At 62.7% G+C, this 17,926-nt stretch carries 14 protein-coding genes; 12 read left to right on the forward strand and 2 right to left on the reverse strand.

Annotation, left to right across the window (positions count from 1 at the left end; translation table 11 throughout):
- Nucleotides 1-222: 222 nt before the first annotated feature.
- The 10 genes from HCN50_RS14920 (at nucleotide 223) to HCN50_RS14965 (ending at nucleotide 9,454) form a co-directional block, all read left to right on the forward strand.
- Nucleotides 223-1,050, forward strand: coding sequence for an ABC transporter ATP-binding protein (locus HCN50_RS14920; protein ID WP_171710412.1), 828 nt, complete (start codon nucleotides 223-225; stop codon nucleotides 1,048-1,050).
- Nucleotides 1,050-1,838, forward strand: coding sequence for an ABC transporter permease (locus tag HCN50_RS14925; RefSeq protein WP_171710413.1), 789 nt, complete (start codon nucleotides 1,050-1,052; stop codon nucleotides 1,836-1,838). Before HCN50_RS14920 ends, HCN50_RS14925 begins: the two co-directional genes overlap by 1 nt.
- Before the next feature lie 151 nt (nucleotides 1,839-1,989).
- Nucleotides 1,990-3,018, forward strand: a complete 1,029-nt coding sequence (locus HCN50_RS14930; RefSeq protein ID WP_171710414.1) for an ABC transporter substrate-binding protein — start codon at nucleotides 1,990-1,992, stop codon at nucleotides 3,016-3,018.
- Between the two features lie 40 nt (nucleotides 3,019-3,058).
- Nucleotides 3,059-3,775, forward strand: coding sequence for an NUDIX hydrolase (locus HCN50_RS14935; protein WP_171710415.1), 717 nt, complete (start codon nucleotides 3,059-3,061; stop codon nucleotides 3,773-3,775).
- A 100-nt stretch (nucleotides 3,776-3,875) separates the two neighbouring features.
- Complete coding sequence (locus tag HCN50_RS14940; RefSeq protein ID WP_171710416.1) at nucleotides 3,876-5,186, forward strand: ABC transporter substrate-binding protein; 1,311 nt, start codon at nucleotides 3,876-3,878, stop codon at nucleotides 5,184-5,186.
- 15 nt (nucleotides 5,187-5,201) lie between these two features.
- A complete protein-coding gene (locus HCN50_RS14945; RefSeq protein WP_171710417.1) occupies nucleotides 5,202-5,969 on the forward strand; it encodes an ABC transporter ATP-binding protein in 768 nt (255 codons plus the stop codon).
- A 2-nt stretch (nucleotides 5,970-5,971) separates the two neighbouring features.
- A complete protein-coding gene (locus tag HCN50_RS14950) occupies nucleotides 5,972-6,676 on the forward strand; it encodes an ABC transporter ATP-binding protein (RefSeq protein ID WP_171710418.1) in 705 nt (234 codons plus the stop codon).
- A 2-nt stretch (nucleotides 6,677-6,678) separates the two neighbouring features.
- Entirely contained in the window at nucleotides 6,679-7,560 is an 882-nt protein-coding gene (locus HCN50_RS14955; protein WP_171710419.1) for a branched-chain amino acid ABC transporter permease, read from the forward strand.
- Nucleotides 7,557-8,537 (forward strand): branched-chain amino acid ABC transporter permease, encoded by a 981-nt coding sequence (locus tag HCN50_RS14960; protein WP_311968048.1) that lies wholly within the window; start codon nucleotides 7,557-7,559, stop codon nucleotides 8,535-8,537. Before HCN50_RS14955 ends, HCN50_RS14960 begins: the two co-directional genes overlap by 4 nt.
- On the forward strand, nucleotides 8,534-9,454 hold the full coding sequence (locus HCN50_RS14965; protein ID WP_171710421.1) for a polyphosphate kinase 2 family protein: 921 nt from the start codon (nucleotides 8,534-8,536) through the stop codon (nucleotides 9,452-9,454). Before HCN50_RS14960 ends, HCN50_RS14965 begins: the two co-directional genes overlap by 4 nt.
- A 164-nt stretch (nucleotides 9,455-9,618) precedes the next feature.
- Here HCN50_RS14965 and HCN50_RS14970 read toward each other — a convergent pair whose 3' ends face one another.
- On the reverse strand, nucleotides 9,619-11,130 hold the full coding sequence (locus tag HCN50_RS14970; protein ID WP_171710422.1) for a CYTH and CHAD domain-containing protein: 1,512 nt from the start codon (nucleotides 11,128-11,130) through the stop codon (nucleotides 9,619-9,621).
- Between the two features lie 483 nt (nucleotides 11,131-11,613).
- On the opposite strand from HCN50_RS14970, the gene HCN50_RS14975 reads away from it, so the two are divergent.
- Nucleotides 11,614-13,173 carry a 2-isopropylmalate synthase gene (locus tag HCN50_RS14975; protein WP_171710423.1) on the forward strand — a complete coding sequence of 520 codons (1,560 nt, stop codon included), beginning with the start codon at nucleotides 11,614-11,616 and terminating at the stop codon, nucleotides 13,171-13,173.
- A gap of 157 nt (nucleotides 13,174-13,330) precedes the next feature.
- Nucleotides 13,331-16,678 carry an adenylate/guanylate cyclase domain-containing protein gene (locus HCN50_RS14980; protein WP_311968049.1) on the forward strand — a complete coding sequence of 1,116 codons (3,348 nt, stop codon included), beginning with the start codon at nucleotides 13,331-13,333 and terminating at the stop codon, nucleotides 16,676-16,678.
- A 47-nt stretch (nucleotides 16,679-16,725) separates the two neighbouring features.
- Here the strand turns inward: HCN50_RS14980 and HCN50_RS14985 are convergent, their stop codons facing one another.
- On the reverse strand, nucleotides 16,726-17,184 hold the full coding sequence (locus HCN50_RS14985; protein ID WP_171710425.1) for a DUF3237 domain-containing protein: 459 nt from the start codon (nucleotides 17,182-17,184) through the stop codon (nucleotides 16,726-16,728).
- Nucleotides 17,185-17,926 lie beyond the last annotated feature (742 nt).

Genomic DNA, 17,926 nt, shown 5'->3' on the forward strand with positions numbered 1-17,926 from the left:
AGGTCGCGTTTTGCGGCGAGATATTAGACCCTCATGGTGAGGAGCCCGCCAAAGCGGGCGTCTCGAACCATGCAGGCCGAGCTCATCCGGCAACCTCCAACTGCCATATGCGATAGCCCTACCCTCCAGGGGAGGGTGAACATCAACTACCACGTCATGACGCCGCGTTGAACTTATCCTTCTTACCCGCTAAGGCATCCCTCCAAAGACTTGGGGAGAAACATGGCAGATACCGCACAGCCCATGGCGGTCGCGCTTGATAGTGCAACGGTGGCGTTTCGCGTCGCCGGGGATCGCGTCTATACGGCCGTGGAAAAGGCCAATCTATCGGTGGCGCATGGCGAATTCGTCGCCATTGTCGGCCCGACGGGATGCGGAAAATCGACGCTGCTCAACGTCGCGGCCGGGCTTCTGAAGCCTGCGGCCGGGTCGGTGAAGATCTTCGACCAGCCGCTGACGGGGTCGAACCGTGATGCCGGCTACCTGTTTCAGGCCGACGCGCTGTTTCCGTGGAAGACCGCGATCGACAACGTCGCCATCGGGCTCGAGATCAAGGGCGCACCGCGCGAGCAGGCGTTGCAGCGCGCACACGGCTGGCTCACCTCCGTCGGCCTCGGCGCCTTTGCCAACCGCTATCCGCACATGCTCTCGGGCGGCCAGCGCAAGCGCGTCGGCCTGGCGCAGGTTTTGATACGTGATCCAAAAATTCTCCTGATGGATGAGCCGTTCGGCCCGCTCGATGCCCAGACCCGGCAGATCATGGGCAATCTGTTGCTCGAACTCTGGAACGCCGACCGCAAGGCTGTGCTGTTCGTCACCCACGACCTCGAAGAGGCGATCGCGCTGGCCGACCGCGTCGTGATCATGTCGGCCGGTCCATCGGCGCGCATCATCGGCGACTGGCGAGTAAAACTGCCGCGCCCGCGCGACATTTCGGAAGTCCGCATGGAGAAGGACTTTCATGAATTGCACCGGGAGATCTGGGGCGTGCTGAAGGACGAAGTGATGAAGGGCTATGTGCAATCCACCCAAGCTGTGGGAGCTGGCTGATGTCGCGTCCGATGCTCCTTCTCTCGCAGTTGCTGGTCGCCGTCGTCGCGCTGGCGCTGTGGCAGTTCTTTGCGACCGTGCCGGTGTTCGGAAAAATCCTGCTGCCGCCGTTCTTCTTTTCCAACCCGGTCGATGTCGGCAGCCAAATCGTCAAATGGTTTTCGAGCGGGGTAATCTGGAAACACCTCATCATCACGCTGTGGGAATCCATCCTCGCCTTCGTGATCGGCTCGATCGGCGGCGTGCTGGTCGGCTTCTGGTTCGCGCGCCAGCCGCGCGTCGCCGCAGTGTTCGATCCCTATGTCAAAATGGTCAACGCGCTGCCGCGCGTGGTGCTGGCGCCGATCTTCACGCTGTGGCTCGGGCTCGGCATCTGGTCCAAGGTCGCGCTCGGCGTGACGCTGGTGTTCTTCATCGTGTTCTTCAACGTCTATCAGGGCGTCAAGGAGGTCTCCAACACCGTGCTCGACAATGGCCGCATGCTCGGCATGAACGAGCGGCAGTTGATGCGGCACGTCTACTGGCCGTCGGCGCTGTCGTGGATGTTCTCCTCGCTGCACACCTCGGTCGGCTTCGCGGTGGTCGGCGCCGTCGTCGGCGAATATCTCGGATCCGCCGCCGGGCTCGGCTACCTGATCCAGCAGGCCGAAGGCGTGTTCGACGTCGCCGGCGTCTTCGCCGGCATGTTCGTGCTGTCCGCCTTCGTCATCCTGATCGACATGGGCGTGACGCTGGTCGAACGCCGGCTCTTGGTATGGCGGCCGGCCGCGGCGGAGGGCAGGGGGTAGATGTTGGATGCCGTCATTCCGGGGCGCCTCGAAGAGGCGAACCCGGAATCTCGAGATCCCGGGTTCGCTGTCGCCGCCCCCGGGATGACGGTGCAAGCTTCTCAACACCTCGGCACTGCTCTATCTTGCCAGCCAACAATGGAGGAACCCAATGAAGAAACTGTTCGGCCGGCTGGCCGCTTCGCTGCTGGCGCTGGCGCTCACGACCGGTGTTGCCACAGCACAAAGCAAGGTCACCATCGCGGTCGGGGGCGGCGCCTGCCTGTGTTATCTGCCGACCGTGCTGGCAAAACAGCTCGGCGAGTATGAAAAGGCGGGCGTGGCCGTCGAATTGGTCGACCTCAAGGGCGGCTCGGATGCGCTGAAAGCCGTGCTCGGCGGCAGCGCAGATGTGGTGTCGGGCTATTTCGACCATTGCGTTAATCTGGCCGCCAAGAAGCAGGAGCTGCAGTCCTTTGTCATCTACGACCGCTATCCCGGCCTGGTGCTGGTGGTCTCGCCGTCGCGGACCTCGGAGATCAAGTCGGTCAAGGATTTGGCCGGCAAGAAGGTCGGCGTCAGCGCGCCGGGCTCATCGACCGATTTCTTCCTTAAGTATCTGTTGAAGAAGAACGGCCTCGATCCGACCAGCGCCGCGGTGATCGGCGTCGGCCTTGGCGCGACCGCGGTGGCCGCGATGCAGCAGGGCCAGATCGACGCCGCCGTAATGCTCGATCCGTCCGTCACCGTCCTGCAGGGCAGCCATCCGGATTTGAAGATACTGGCCGACACCCGCACGCAGAAGGACACGCTGGCCGTATTCGGCGGCGAATATCCGGGCGGAGCGCTGTACACCACGACGGCGTGGATCAATTCGCACGAAAAGGAAGTGCAAGCGCTCACCAATGCGATCGTCAACACGCTCGCCTGGATTCACTCGCACTCGCCGGAAGAGATCATGGCCAAGATGCCCGAGGGAATGGTCGGCAAGGACAAGGAGCTCTATCTTGCCGCGCTGAAGAACACGATCCCGATGTATTCGGAAACCGGCAAGATGGATCCCAAGGGAGCCGAGGCCGTGCTCGCCGTGTTCAGCGAGGGCTCGCCCGAGGTCGCGAAAGCCAATATCGACGTGACCAAGACCTGGACCAACAAATATGTCGAGCAGGCCAGGAAGACGACCGGTACCAGTTCGAAGTGAGTCCTGATACCGTTCAGGCGACTGCAAACCGCGTGAAGCGATGAATAGTACGACGCCTCTGGTCATTCATCGCGTCAGCACGCTCGATCTCCCCGTCGAGGCATGGACATGGCCATTCGCCGAAGCGCAGCGCGTGGAGATCGAGGCGCATTTCGCCAGCAAGCAGTGCGAAAGGCCGGCGATCTGGAATGGCCGCGTCCTGCTCGGGCGCAACCCGGTATTTTCGGGTGACTGTTTCAGAGCCAGCTATTTCGAAACCGATTTCGCAAGCTTCCTGGCCTGGCGCGACTGGGGCTTTCCCGATCGATCCGTGTTCAACGGTTTCGGCATGGGCGCGCTCCGCTGCGCCGACGGCGCTTTTGTGCTCGGCGAGATGAGCGGGCACACCTCCAACGCCGGGCGCATCTACTTTCCATCCGGCACACCCGACCTCAACGATATCAAGGACGGCACGGTCGACCTGCCCGGCAGCGTCACACGCGAACTCGAGGAGGAGACCGGGCTCGCGTCGGGCGCGTATGACAGCGATCCGCATTGGCACTGCATCCACACGGAGACTGCGGTCGCGATGATCCGTCTGTTGCACGTCAACATGCCGGGCGAGGCGGTGCGCGAGCGGATCGAGCGTAATCTGGCCGCGCAGCATCAGCCGGAACTGTCGGCCATCCGCCTCGTGCGCAGCACCGGCGATTTCACCGCCGCCATGCCGCGTTTTGTCACGGCCTTTCTTGAGGCGCAGTTTGCATCCAGACCCTGACGCGCGCAATGCTGCTTGACATCTGGTGGCGCTATCAATGTGATAGGCACCAACCAGAATAAGAAAATGCAGTGCACAATAATAATCCAGGGAGGAATAGATGCCGGGGCGCAAAGCTGCACGCCTTCTCGTCGGGTTGTCCGCCGCAATCGCGGCGCTGGGGATGGCGGTCACCGCCGAGGCTCAGGAAAAGAAAATCAAGATCGGCGTGATCTACGACCTGACCGGCCCGCTCGCCGGCGGCGGTTCGGAGCTGCAGTATATCGGCGCCAAGATCATGCTCGACCACTACGCGAAGACCGGCGTCGAGGGTTACAAGGTCGAAGCTGTTTATGCCGACGCCCAGAGCAAGCCTGACGTGGCGATCAACGAGGCGGTGCGGCTGATCGAGCAGGAAAAGGTCAACATGCTGCTCGGCTTCTTCTCGTCGGCGCAATGCGTGCCGGTGGCCGCGCGCGTCGAGCAGCTCAAGAACTTCATGTGGATCACCACCTGCATCTCTTCGGCCGTGCTGGCCGACAAGAACTTCAAATACGTGTTCCGTCCGCAGGCCTCCGGCGACCAGTTCGGCATGATGACGATGGATTTCATCGCGCAGAACGCCAAGGAAAAGCTCGGCAAGGAGCCGAAGGATCTGCGCGTCGCCATCATCCACGAGGACGGCGCCTATGGCGTCGACGTCTCCAAGGGCAACGAGGCCGGCGCCAAGAAGGCCGGTTTCAACATCGTGCTGAAGGAAGGCTATTCCGCCACCGCGCCCGATCTTTCCGCGCTCATCACCAAGCTGAAGCGCGCGCGGCCCGACGTGATCTTCCATACCGGCTACAACCCCGACATCACCTTGTTCGGCCGCCAGGCCCGCGAGCAGGGCCTCAAGTTTGCGGCGCTCGTCGGCCACGGTGCGGGCTATGGCGTCTACGAGAAGCTGAAGGAAGGCCTCGGCGCCGACGTCAATTACGTCTTCAACACCGACCCGATCTCGATCTGGCTAGCCAACCAGAAGAACATGGATCCGAAGCTGCCGCCGGTCATCAAGATGGTCGGCGAGGAGTTCGACAAGGCGAAACCGGGAGTGGCGATCCGTTCCGCGCATGTCGGCATGGCCGCATCGAACACTTACCTGTTCCTGACCGAGGTGCTGCCGCGCGCGATCAAGAAGTATGGCGGCGTCGATCCCGATGCGCTGCGCAAGGCCGCGCTTGAAACCGACATTCCCGAAGGCGGCACCATGCTCGGCTTCGGCGTCAAGTTCCACGGCGAGGGCTCCCCGATGGCCGGCCAGAACGAACGCTCGTTCCCGGTGGTCATCCAGTATATTGATGACAAGTCCTATGTGGTGTGGCCGAAGAGCCAGGCGCAGCGCGAGGCCGTGCTGCCGCTGCCGAAGGGAACCACGTTCAGCAACCAGTAACGCGGAGATTCTGGCGTGCTGACTGTAGAAGGGTTGGTGAAGCGCTTCGGCGGCTTCACCGCGGTCAACAACGTGTCGTTCCGGGTCGAGCAGGGCGAGATTCTCGGCCTGATCGGCCCGAACGGCTCCGGCAAGAGCACGATCTTCAACATGCTGTCGGGCACGCTGACCCCGACGGCGGGATCGATCCTGTTCGACGGTGCGGAGATCGCCGGCAAGGCGCCGCACCGCATCATCAATAGCGGCATCGGCCGCACCTTCCAGATCCCGCGGCCGTTTCACCGGCTCACGATATTCGAGAACGTGGCGCTCGCCGGCTATTACGGTCAGGGCCGCCACAGCCGCAGCAAAGCGGATGAGGCGGCCGAGCGCGCGCTGCGCATGGTCGGCCTGCCGACCGACCGCCATGCGAGTGTCGATGGCCTTGGCGCTGCGGGCCTGAAGAAGCTCGAACTGGCAAAAGCGCTCGCGACGGGACCGAAGCTGCTGCTCGCTGATGAAAGCCTCGGCGGACTCGACGAGCACGAGATGGACCAGGCCGCCGACATGCTGCGCAAGATCCGCGACGAGCTCGGCATCACCATCATCTGGGTCGAGCACATTATGGGCGTGTTGATGCGGGTGGTCGATCGCGTGATGGTGCTCGATCACGGCGAGAAGATTTCCGAAGGGCTGCCGAGCGTCGTGGCGAGCGATCCCCGCGTGATCGAGGTCTATCTCGGCACGGACGCGGATTCGAGCCAGGCCGCGGCGGCCGAAGCGCGCCGCCGGGCAGGGGTGTAAGCATGCTCGAACTGAAGTCGGTCGACGCGGGTTACGGTACCTTCCAGGCGCTGTTCGGCACCAATCTCGAGGTCAAGGCGGGCGAGGCGGTCGGCGTGATCGGCCCCAACGGCGCCGGCAAGACCACCCTGATGCGGGTGATCTCGGGCCTGATCCGCCCGAGCCGCGGCACTATTGCCATGGAAGGCCGTGACGTCGTGGCGACGCCCGCGCATCGCATTGTCGATCTCGGCATTGCCCATGTGCCCGAGAACCGCCGGCTGTTTCCGCGGCTCACCGTCGATGACAATCTGAAGATGGGCGCCTACATGCCGGGCGCGCGCGCCAAATATGCCGAGCGGCTCGAATTCGTGTTCGACCTGTTCCCGCGCATGAAGGAGCGGCGCAGCCAGATGGCCGGCACTCTGTCGGGCGGCGAGCAGCAGATGTGCGCGATCGGCCGCGCGCTGATGTCGGATCCGAAATTGCTCCTGCTCGACGAGCCCTCGGCGGGGCTGGCTCCGGTCGTGGTGCAGCAGGTGTTCGAACTGGTGAAGCGTATCCGCGCCGGCGGGCTGACGGTTCTGATCGTCGAGCAGAACGTGCAGCAGGTGCTGAGAGTGGTCGATCGCGCCTATCTCTTGGAAGCCGGCACCATCCGCGCGTCCGGCACGTCGGAAGAGATGATGAAGACGGACACGATCAAGCAGGCTTACCTCGGGGTTTAGGGATGCAAGGGTTCCTCGACATCTTCGACATCTATCTGCTGGAGGCCGTGGTCAACGGCATTCTGCTCGGCGGCGTGCTGGCGCTGCTCGCGCTCGGGCTCAATCTGATCTTCGGCGTCATCGACGTCACCTGGATCTGCTACGCCGAGCTCGTGATGATCGGCATGTACGGCATGTACTACATGGTCCAGGTGTTCGGCCTGCCTTACTGGGTGGCGGCACCGATCGCGATCATGCTAGTCGCAGCGCTCGGCGCGCTGCTGCATTACATCGTTATCGCGCCCTTGCTCACCGCGCCGCCGATCAACCAGTTGCTCGCGACTGGCGGCGTGCTGTTCATCCTGCAGAGTTTCGCCACCGTCGCCTTCGGCATCGACTTCCGCAATCTCGGCATCCGCCTGCCGGTGCTGGCGATCGGCGACATGCATTTCAGCTATTCGCGGCTGCTCGCCTTCATCGCCGCGTTGCTTGGCATGCTGGCGGTCTACTTCTTCATGACCCGCACCTATACCGGCACCGCGATCCGCGCCATCTCGCAGGACCGCCAGATCATGTCGCTGATGGGCGTCGACACCAAGCGCATCTACCTCATCACCTCGGCGCTCGGCGGCGCGCTCGCCGGCCTCGCCGCCTGCCTCTTGGTGCTGCAATATGACGTGCATCCCTTTGTCGGGCTGTCGTTCGGGCCGATCACCTTCCTGATCTGCGTGCTCGGGGGCCTAGGCAATTTCGTCGGCGGCTTCATCGCGGCGTTCGTGTTCGCCGAGATCATTTCGCTGGGCGGCCTGTTCTCCGACCTCGAATGGGGTTACGTGCTGGCGTTCGCCTTCTTCATCGTCATGATGTTCATCCGGCCCGCGGGCCTTTTGGCGAGGCGCTCGTGAATTTCCGTCATGCCGCATGGGGCATTGGCCTCGCCGCGCTGATCGCGTTGCCCTTCGTTTATCGCGATCCCTATCACCTGCACATTCTCGTGCTGATCCTGATCTGGTCGTTCGCCTATACCGCGTGGTCGATCATGGGCCGCTTCGGGCTGGTGTCGCTCGGCCATGGCGGCTTCATGGGGGTCGGCGCCTACGTCACCGCCTTGCTGTGGAACCATCTCGATGTCTCGCCGTGGATCGGCATCCCCGTCAGCATGGTGGCGGCGGGGATATTGGCGCTGGTCGTCGCCTATCCCTGCTTTCGTTTCCGCATCACCGGGCACTATTTCGTGCTGGTGACGCTGGCATTGTCAGGCATCGTGCTGCAGGTTATTACCGCGACGCGCGACTACACCGGCGGCTCGCTCGGCTATACGCCGAACCGCGCCCGCAGCGGCTCGGGCCTGATGGCGCTGCAGTTCGACGACAAGACGACCTGGTACCTGATCGCGCTCGCGGTCTGGGTGCTCGGCCTTTTGATGTGGCGCTGGGTCGATCGCAGCATGAGCCGCTATGCCATGGAGGCGATCTCGGAGGATGAGGACGCCGCCGCCGCGGCCGGCGTCAACGTGACAGCGGAAAAACTCAAGATCACGCTGATCTCGGCGCTGATGACGGCGCTCGCCGGCGCGCTGTATTGCCAGTACCAGATGTTCATCTCGCCCGACACCGTGAGCGGCATTGCGGTGTCGCTGCAAATGGTGTTCGCCGCCATTGTCGGCGGTCTCTACGTCTCGCTCGGGCCTACAGTTGGCGCCATCATCACCATCCTGCTCGCGGAAGTCTTGCGCATCGGCTTCGGCACCAAGGCGGTCGGCTGGGACAACCTCGTCTATGGCCTCCTGCTCGTCATCTTCATCATATTCCTTCCCAAGGGCATTCTTGGTAGCGTCCTCGACCGATTGAAGACGCAACCGAAGCCCTCCGGGACAAAATGAGCAAGAAATATTCGCAGTCGCTTGCCGATGAACTGAAACCCTTTATCGGCCCTTTCCGTCACGACGGTTCGGGCGAGTTTCACCTGAAGTCGCACAGGACGAACGAGAAGGGCGGTCTCGACAAGGAGAAGGCGACCAGGATCGTCGAGGTCAACCGCAAGCGCCTCAACGATTTCCAGGAAAAGCTCTACGCGCAGGATCGCTGGTCGCTGCTACTGATCTTCCAGGGCATGGACGCTGCGGGCAAGGACTCCGCGATCAAGAGCGTGTTCGAGGGCGTCAATCCGCAGGGCTGCGAGGTCACCTCATTCAAGCAGCCTTCGAGCAAGGAACTCGATCACGATTTCCTGTGGCGCAGTATGACCGCGCTGCCCGAGCGCGGCCGCATCGGCATCTTCAACCGCTCCTATTATGAGGAGTGCCTGGTGGTGCGGGTGCACCCGGAAATTCTCGCCAAGCAGAAGATCCCGCAGCCGCTGGTGACCAAGGACATCTGGAAGGAGCGCTTCGAGGACATCTCCGCGATGGAGCGCTACCTCGCGCGCAACGGCACCGTGATCCTGAAATTCTTCCTCAACATTTCGAAGCAGGAGCAGCGCGAACGCTTTCTCGAGCGGCTGGAGGATCCCGCCAAGAACTGGAAGTTCTCGATGGCCGACATCGGCGAGCGGGACCTGTGGGCGAAATACCAGGCCGCCTACCAGGACCTGATCCGCCACACCGCCTCGCAGTGGGCGCCCTGGATCGTCGTCCCCGCCGATCACAAATGGTTCGCCCGCGTCGTGATCGGCTCAAGCATCGTGGCCGCGCTCGATCAGCTCGACCTGCACTTCCCGAAAGTAGAGAAGGCCGACCGCAGTGAATTCGCCAAGGTCCGCACGGCGCTTTTGGCGGAGGAGAGTGGTGCTAAGAAGTAGGACAGGCAGCGCAGCCCATTGCTCGCCGTCCGCTGCGATTCGTTTCGCTTCAACGCCGCGTTCGCCGAGCTCCATGGTCGCTCGCCGTCAAGCTTGCGGGCCACATCGCGTGGCAACAGGAGGTGAGGGATCATTTAAGGCTTGTTATTCCCGCGCAAGCAAGACTAGCCCAACGCGCAGGCACGCAGCACACGGAGTTCTTTCGCGGCCGCTTTCATCAAGGGCTTGGTCTGTTCGGCCTCGTGGCCGACGATAAAGCCTGACGCAAACGCGCGGGCGCGCCGATCTTGCGGAGGTGCGTTGAGTGCGGCATCTGCCGCCATCTTGCTGTCGGCAACGAAATCGTTGAGCGAGCCGAGCGTACGCTGGATCTTCTTCAAATGCCGCGAAAGCCGGACAAGCTCCCTGCGCTCGCGCTTGCCGGGAAAAAGACTTTCAAAGAACTCTACCGCGTATCTGATCTTCTTCACCCTGATGCGCAGCTTGTGCCGCTGGCCGGGAGACAAGTCTTGCAGCGCCTTGCCGACTTTCCTTGCCTTCCTGGTACGGCGGTTCAACAGATCGGCGGCGAATTCGCCGATTTCCAGCTTCGCTTCTTGGCCGCTATCATTCTGCGCCTCGATCCATTCCAGCAGCTCGACGAGCAACGCCCGGCATCGCCGCGAGTTGACCGCGTTCCTTGCCCGCTCAAGCGCTTCGTCGCGCCTGTGGGCGAACTCTTTTTCGATGGCCTTGATCCCTCGCCGGGGATTGATCCTGGGAGCCACGGCGCCGACCTTCTCGTGCAGGAAAACGTCGATTTCGCGTGCGGGCGCAAGCTGGTTGGTGAGCCATTTGAGCTCACCCTTGATCTGTTCGGTTTTCGCGCCGGTCAGTATCTTCGCGAACAGCGAGATGGCCGCGCGCAACCGGCGCAGGCCCACTCTCATCTGATGCACGCCTTCAGGGTCGAGATTGCGTACCGCATCGATATTCCCGGAAAAATGGCGGAGGGCGGCGTAGGCGATCGCCTTGAAGCCCTCGGTCGCGGACATCCGATCGTCGAGCTCGATCGAGCCGGCAAAGGTCGCCCCTTCGCCCTTGTTGTCGACGAGATCGTAGCCCCGTTCCGACTTGCCCGTGAGATAGAGCTCGGCAGCCAATTTTCGTTCGACGGTTCTAGCGAGTTGAAACAGATCACGCCGGCGTCCGCGCTTCAATTCCAGCTCGACCTCCTCGATACGGCTTGACCGTCGTCCAGCGACGATCTCGCCGCGATCGATGGCAAGCTCTATCTCGCTCTGTCTGGTACGAACCGGCAGGATGGTGCGATGGACGGAGGTCTTGAAAATCGGCCGCAACTTGCGCCGCAACTTCTTTGAAGCAAGTCGCTGAAGCGGTGTGCCATCGGCCTCGCCAAGGTCTGGGCGGCCGTCCGCTATTTCGCTTTCCCATTCCCCGCGGCCGAACTCGGCGGCGGTGACCTTTTTGATCGTCTGAATATGTTTGCCGTTCGATTGCCGTACCCGAAGCAGCAGTCCATGCTGCTTCAGCTTCCGCTTCCGCGTATCGAAATAGGTCGATGTCAGATCGCTCTCGGCGCGCTCGCCAACCTTGCTTCCGGCGACTTTCAGATGGGCCAGCGCCGAAAGATGGTGCCTCGGCACTCGGAACTTGACCTCGGTTTCGACGCCCATTTGGTTCTCCTCGTTAGCGGATGGGCGGATAACGCAAACGAGTTGTTCTGGATGCGCTCGTGGAGGGCGAGTCACGAACCGCTGACTATCCTGAGGATCAGCGATCGCACGCGCCAACTAGGTCACCCTTCCTGACCCTCTTTTGGCATTGCGGCCAGCCGCATTTCTCGTCTAGAACAGCCTTGGAACGCTGTGGTCGGCAACGAACCGTCAAGGGTTTTGGCCGAGGATTGGCGTCCAAAAGGGTCTGGCAATGCTGATTCGCAGCGAAAATCGGGGAATTCAGGGTGGAGCAGCCAAGGCTGCCCCCGCAATTCCGGCTGCGTCCGCGCCCACCCTCCTTCTTGGCGGGCTTCTGCTTCTTATCGGCCCCTGAGGGCCGTCTGGGCGATTTGCGCCTGGGCACTCAGGGGTTTTGAGCGAGATCACCAGACCCTTAAGCGCCACTTGAACCGGCGCCACCACCCAAAAGGAATTCAGAACATGACCACAGCCAATAAGTCCGAGAAGGACCGCGTCATCATTTTTGACACCACGCTGCGTGATGGCGAGCAGTGCCCCGGCGCCACCATGACCTTCGAGGAAAAGCTGGAGGTCGCCGAGCTCCTGGACGACATGGGTGTCGACGTCATCGAGGCCGGTTTCCCGATCACCTCGGAAGGCGACTTCGAGGCGGTCAGCGAGATCGCCCGCCGCTCCAAGAACGCCGTCATCGCCGGCCTGTCGCGCGCGCATCCAAAGGACATCGACCGCTGCGCGGAAGCCGTGAAATTTGCCAAGCGCGGCCGTGTCCACACCGTGATCGCGACCTCGCCGCTGCACATGCGCGTCAAATTGAACATGACGCCGGAGCAGGTGATCGACCTCTCGATCGCCAACGTCACCCGCGCCCGCAACCAGATCGACGACGTCGAATGGTCGGCCGAGGACGGCACCCGCAGCGAGATGGATTTCCTCTGCCGCATCGTCGAGGCGGTCATCAAGGCCGGCGCTACCACGGTGAACATCCCCGATACCGTCGGCTACACGGTGCCGGAGGAATACACCCACTTCATGAAGACGCTGATCGAGCGCGTGCCGAACTCCGACAAGGCTATCTTCTCGGTTCACTGCCACAACGACCTCGGCATGGCGGTGGCGAACTCGCTGGCCGGCGTCGTCGGCGGCGCGAGGCAGGTGGAGTGCACCATCAACGGCATCGGCGAGCGCGCGGGTAACGCGGCGCTCGAAGAGATCGTGATGGCAATCAACGTCCGAAACGACAAGTTTCCGTACTGGAACAAGATCGACACCACGCAGTTGACCCGCGCCTCGAAGCTGGTATCGGCGGCGACCTCGTTCCCGGTACAGTACAACAAGGCGATCGTCGGCCGTAACGCCTTCGCCCATGAGAGCGGCATCCATCAGGACGGCGTGCTGAAGGATGCATCGACCTACGAGATCATGCGGCCCGAGATGGTCGGCCTGAAGCAGTCCTCGCTGGTGCTGGGCAAGCATTCCGGCCGTCATGCGTTCGTCCACAAGCTGGAAGAGATGGGCTACAAGCTCGGCGCCAACCAGCTCGAAGACGCCTTCAACCGCATGAAGGCGCTGGCCGACCGCAAGAAGGACATCTACGACGAGGATATCGAGGCACTGGTTGATGAGGAAATGGCGGCCTCCCACGACCGCATCAAGTTGACCTCGCTGACAGTGATCGCCGGCACCCATGGTCCGCAGCGCGCCACCATGAAGCTCGACGTCGAGGGCCAGACTCGGATCGAGGAAGCCGAAGGCAACGGTCCGGTCGATGCCGTGTTCAACTGCATCAAGCGACTGGTGCCGCATGAAGCCAAGCTGGAGCTGTACCAGGTCCACGCCGTGACGGAAGGCACCGACGCGCAGGCGGAAGTCACGGTGCGCCTCGCGCATGAAGGGCGCTCGATGAGCGCCCGTGCAGCGGATCCGGACACGCTGGTCGCTTCCGCAAAGGCCTATCTCGGCGCGTTGAACAAGATCGTCATGAAGCGCCAGCGCGATGTGCCGGCGCAGGCGGCGGGCTGAGGGCTCCACGCCTCCATCATTATTCCGGACGGTCCAAAGGACCGGCCTGGAACTACCGAACCGGGCCAAGGGCTTCTTTCGGAGCCCTGCAGCCGGCAAAGTTACTTTGGAGCACACGCTCGATCTGGTAGAGTCCACATCAGCCAGGAGGAAGGCCGTGGACGAGCTGGAGCGCTGGCTGGTGCCGCTTGGCCTGGTGCAACTCGCACCCGCATTGCGGGCGAACGACGTCGATCTCAAGATCCTGCCTGAGCTGAGTGAGGCGGACCTGGAAAAGCTCGGTCTCTCGCTTGGCCAGCGCAAGAAGCTATTGAAGGCGGCCGCTTGCCTGCCAAACGCCTCAGCATCGGCAGACTCGAGCGCCGCTCCGGCAGCAAGCTTCAGCACCGTCTCCTCGGCCGAACGACGGCAGCTCACGGTGATGTTCTGCGACCTCGTCGGCTCGACCGCGCTATCGGCTGATCTTGACCCCGAGGATCTGCGTGAGGTGATTGGCGCCTATCACCGCTGCGTCGCTGAGACGGTCGCCCGCTTCGACGGCTTCGTCGCGAAGTACATGGGCGACGGCGTGCTGCTTTATTTCGGCTACCCGCAGGCGCACGAGGACGATGCCGAGCGAGCGGTCCGCGCCGGTTTGGCGCTTATTAACGCCATCGACCAACTGCAAACATCCGAGCGTCTTCGGGTCCGCATCGGTATCGGAACCGGGCTGGTCGTGGTCGGCGACCTCATCGGCTCCGGCGAAGCACAGGAACGCGCTGTGGTGGGTGATACACCCAACCTTGCAGCGCGCCTGCAAGCAATTGGCGAGCCGAACACCATTGTCGTCGGCCCCACGACGCGCCACCTGCTGGGTGACCTTTTCGAGTACCGCGATCTCGGCACGGTCGCGATGAAAGGCTTTCCGCAGCCGGTCCAAGCCTACCAGGTGCTCCGGTCAAGCGCCGTCGAGAGCCGGTTTGAAGCCTTCCATTCGGCTGGCCTGACCCCACTGGTCGGTCGCGAGGAGGAGATCGAACTGCTGCTGCGCCGGTGGCAGCGAGCAACATCTGGCGAGGGACAGGTGGTGCTGCTCTCAGCGGAGGCCGGGGTCGGGAAATCACGGCTCGTAGCAGCCCTCCAGGAGAAGCTCCAGGCCGAACCATACTCGCGCCTGCGCTGCTTCTGCTCGCCGCACCACCAGGGCAGCGCGCTGTACCCCGTCATCAGGCAACTGGAGCGGGCGGCCGGGTTCACCCGCGACGATCCGCCGGAGATCAAGCTTGACAAGCTCAAGGCGCTGCTGGCGGGCGCAGCTACCGCCGCCGAGGACATGCCGCTATTGGCCGAGCTGCTGTCATTGCCCTCCGACCGCTATGGCCGGGTACCGCTCAGTCCGCAAGCGAAGAAGGAGCGCACGCTTCAGGCGCTGGTCCGGCAAGTGGAAGACCTGTCTCGGCGCAATCCCGTGCTGTGGGTCTTCGAAGACGTGCACTGGATCGACCCCACCTCCCTCGAGCTTCTGCAGGTGACAGTCGATCGCGTGCAGCAACTGCCGGTGCTGTTACTCCTCACCTTCCGACCGGAGTTCCTGCCGCCGTGGATCGGCCAGCCGCATGTCACGATGCTGGCGCTTGGCCGCTTGAACCGGCGCGACACCGCTGCCCTCGTAGAGCGGGTGGTCGGCGCCAACGCGCTTCCCCCTGCGATTGTTCACGAGATCGTCGACCGCACGGACGGCGTGCCGCTGTTCGTGGAGGAACTGACCAAGGCGATGCTCGAAGCGGGGGCTGACGAAGGGGATCCCAAGGTGGTGCTTTCACGGCTCTCGCCGGCTGCGCTCGCCATCCCTGCTACCCTTCATGCTTCGCTCCTGGCCCGTCTCGATCGTCTCAGTCCGGAAGCCAAAGAAATCGCCCAGACCGGCGCCGCCATTGGCCGGGAATTCTCCGACGATCTGATACGGACCGTGTCGCCGCTGCCCGACGCGCCTTTGCAGTCGGCCCTCGACCAGCTCGCCGCGTCACAGTTGATTTTTCGTCGTGGTTCATCGGCCTACAGCTTCAAGCACGCCCTCGTTCAGGATACTGCCTACGGCACGCTGCTGCGCGGCAAGCGGCAACCGCTGCACGCGCGCATTGCATGGGCCCTTGAGGAGAAGTTTCCGGACATTGCAGCTACGCAGCCGGAGGTGCTTGCGCACCACTTCACCGAGGCTGATCTCACGGAAAATGCTGTGGCCTACTGGCGCAAGGCCGGCCAGCGCGCAGCCGAGCGCTCGGCGCACGCGGAGGCGATCGCTCATCTTCGCAAGGGGCTGGGTGTTGCTGAGCGGATCACCGATCCGGTGCAACGCGCCCGTCGCGAACTCGACCTGCAGCTCGTGCTTGCGCCGGTGCTGATCACCACCAAGAGCTGGTCGGCGCCTGAAGTGGAGCAGGCCTATCTGCGCGCGCGCGACCTCGGTCGGCAAGCCGGCGATGTAGCGCAGCTGTTTACCGTGAGTTGGGGGTTGTGGCTCGTTTACCAACAGCGCTGCGAGTTCAAGACCGCTCGCGACCTGTTGGACGAGCTGTTCGCACTTGCGCGGCGGAGCGCCGATCCGGCGCTCCTTCTGCAGGCGCATCATGCTGCATGGACAACCCTTCTCAATCTCCCGGAGCTTACCGCGTGCCGCGCGCATCTCGGTGCGGGATCGGCGCTCTATCGGCCAGACGCGTACGGTGCCCATAAGTTCCTCTATGGCAGCCACGACGTGGCTGTCTGCAACCGTTACACCGCAGCCGCGGCGCTTTGGCCGCTTGGTTTCCCTGAGCAGGCGCTTGCCGCGGCTCGCGAAGCGGTGAGCATGGCGCGGCAGCTTTCGCATCCCTTTAGCCTTGTTCTCGCCTTGGTGTTCGCGGCGATGATCTCCCAGCATCGGCGAGAAGCTGAGCCGGCCCGTGAGCAAGCGGAAGCCGCAATGGCGGTGTGCGCCGAGCATGGCATCGCGCCGCACCTGGCGGCAGCCGGAAGCATCTTGCGGGGCTGGACGATCGCGGAATGCGGACAGGCAATGGAAGGGATCGCGGAGGTTCGCGACGGTCTCGCGGCCATCCAGCCGACGGGCGTGCGCATCCGTCGGCCCTTTTATCTCGCGCTGCTGGCTGAAGCTTCGGCCCGGGGCGGAGAAATCGAACAAGGATTGACTGCGCTGGCCGAGGCTGCGGCCGCTGTCGAGGAGACAGGCGAGCGGCGATGGGAGGCGGAAATCTATCGCTTGATTGGGGAACTGACGGTGGCGAGGCAAGGCAGGGACGCGACCGAAGCAGAAGCGTGCTTTCGGCGTGCGCTCGAGGTGGCCGGTCGCCAGAGTGCGAAAGCTCTGGAGCTGCGCGCCGCCACCAGCTTGGCCCGGGTATGGTGTGATCAGGGGAAGCCGCAGCAGGCCCATGATCTGCTCGCGCCAGTCTATGGCTGGTTCACGGAAGGTTTCGACACGCCCGATCTGCGGGAAGCCAAGGCGCTGCTTGATGCGCTCCGGTGACGCTTCACCTCTGACACGGCGCCTGGAGCGCCGCGTTTTGTTTGAAGCTACGTCACCCGAAAGACCTGATATTCGATACTGCCGGTGCCGAGCAGCCGGCCCGCCGCGACGAACAGGCTGTGGTTCATCCACGCATATCGCCGATCGCCGGTGTTGAAGATCAGCGACAGGCGCATGTACTGATCGTCCCAGCCGGTCGGCTCATTGGCTTCCGCAGCGTGCTTGAAGCGCGCCGTCTGCTCGACCAGACCGATGTAGCTCATCAACACCACGGCGCCGTCGTGTGTCCTAAATTGCGCACGGACATTGGGCCGCCAGAATCCGTCCTCGCTCACCTGCATCCAGTCGAGGCCGGTCGCGGCCAGCTGGGCCTTGATCCGGGGACCGTTCAATTCCGCTTCGACGACTTGCCAATATTGTAGAACGGCGCGCGGCGAGCCGGCAGTCGGATCCAGCGGATTGGCGGTTTTGACCCGATAGGTCATTTCCTGTTCGAGATCGATCATCGTGCCTTGCATCCATCCGGTAGCGCGTTCTGCGGGATCAAATAGCCTTCGAGAGATTTGTTCCGTAAGGCATCGTGTTCGCTTTGCCGTGAGTTAGTTGCCGTAGCCGTAGGTGGGCAAAGGAGCGTCAGCGATGTGCCCATCATCAGTCAACACGCGCGAAGCGCTGTGAGTGGTCGTCATTGCGAGGAGCGAAGCGAAGAAGCAATCCATACATCCGTTATGCCGACCGATGGATTGCTTCGCTGCGCTCGCAATGACGTGGCGAACGCTGTGCAAGCAAATCACTTCTGATTTTCAGAAATCGTGTCAAGCCCAAGAATCAAAAATATTCCGCTTTCGTTTTCACCCAAATCAGCGGCATAACTCCGTCCGTCTCACCGCAAGATGAGGGGCGCTCGCGAACGTCACGAATGCGCGGTGAGATGCGATGGACGCGGATGGTGCGAGAGACGTTGCGCGCCGGAGGCGTACGGCGAAGTCGTGTGGTCCTGATGTCGCGGTGCTGGCATGAAGCTTCGCGAGGTCATCTCGTGAAGCGACGGTGGCAAAAGAGCCGTTCGCCGGGGAGAGCGCGTTATAAGCCGTAAAGCCATTGCGCAGGGAAGGCCGGAGTGTTTCCGCTGTACCTGTATGCTCGTGTGCGTTTCCTTCTATGCGCAACGGCACACGAGACCTCGGGTGCAGCCAGCACCCGGTCTTCCCTGCGCCCTCCAATTGGAGAGGGCGGAAGCTTCCAGCA

Source organism: Bradyrhizobium archetypum (assembly GCF_013114835.1).
GTDB classification, from domain to species: domain Bacteria; phylum Pseudomonadota; class Alphaproteobacteria; order Rhizobiales; family Xanthobacteraceae; genus Bradyrhizobium; species Bradyrhizobium archetypum.

Bases quoted from the DNA above. Each gene is read 5' to 3' on its own strand.
- HCN50_RS14950 (WP_171710418.1), top strand. From the start codon at position 5,972: ATGCTCGAACTGAAGTCGGTCGACGCGGGTTACGGTACCTTCCAGGCG.
- HCN50_RS14935 (WP_171710415.1), top strand. From the start codon at position 3,059: ATGAATAGTACGACGCCTCTGGTCATTCATCGCGTCAGCACGCTCGAT.
- HCN50_RS14930 (WP_171710414.1), top strand. From the start codon at position 1,990: ATGAAGAAACTGTTCGGCCGGCTGGCCGCTTCGCTGCTGGCGCTGGCG.
- HCN50_RS14970 (WP_171710422.1), bottom strand. From the start codon at position 11,130: ATGGGCGTCGAAACCGAGGTCAAGTTCCGAGTGCCGAGGCACCATCTT.
- HCN50_RS14920 (WP_171710412.1), top strand. From the start codon at position 223: ATGGCAGATACCGCACAGCCCATGGCGGTCGCGCTTGATAGTGCAACG.
- HCN50_RS14965 (WP_171710421.1), top strand. From the start codon at position 8,534: ATGAGCAAGAAATATTCGCAGTCGCTTGCCGATGAACTGAAACCCTTT.
- HCN50_RS14985 (WP_171710425.1), bottom strand. From the start codon at position 17,184: ATGATCGATCTCGAACAGGAAATGACCTATCGGGTCAAAACCGCCAAT.
- HCN50_RS14955 (WP_171710419.1), top strand. From the start codon at position 6,679: ATGCAAGGGTTCCTCGACATCTTCGACATCTATCTGCTGGAGGCCGTG.
- HCN50_RS14925 (WP_171710413.1), top strand. From the start codon at position 1,050: ATGTCGCGTCCGATGCTCCTTCTCTCGCAGTTGCTGGTCGCCGTCGTC.
- HCN50_RS14975 (WP_171710423.1), top strand. From the start codon at position 11,614: ATGACCACAGCCAATAAGTCCGAGAAGGACCGCGTCATCATTTTTGAC.
- HCN50_RS14940 (WP_171710416.1), top strand. From the start codon at position 3,876: ATGCCGGGGCGCAAAGCTGCACGCCTTCTCGTCGGGTTGTCCGCCGCA.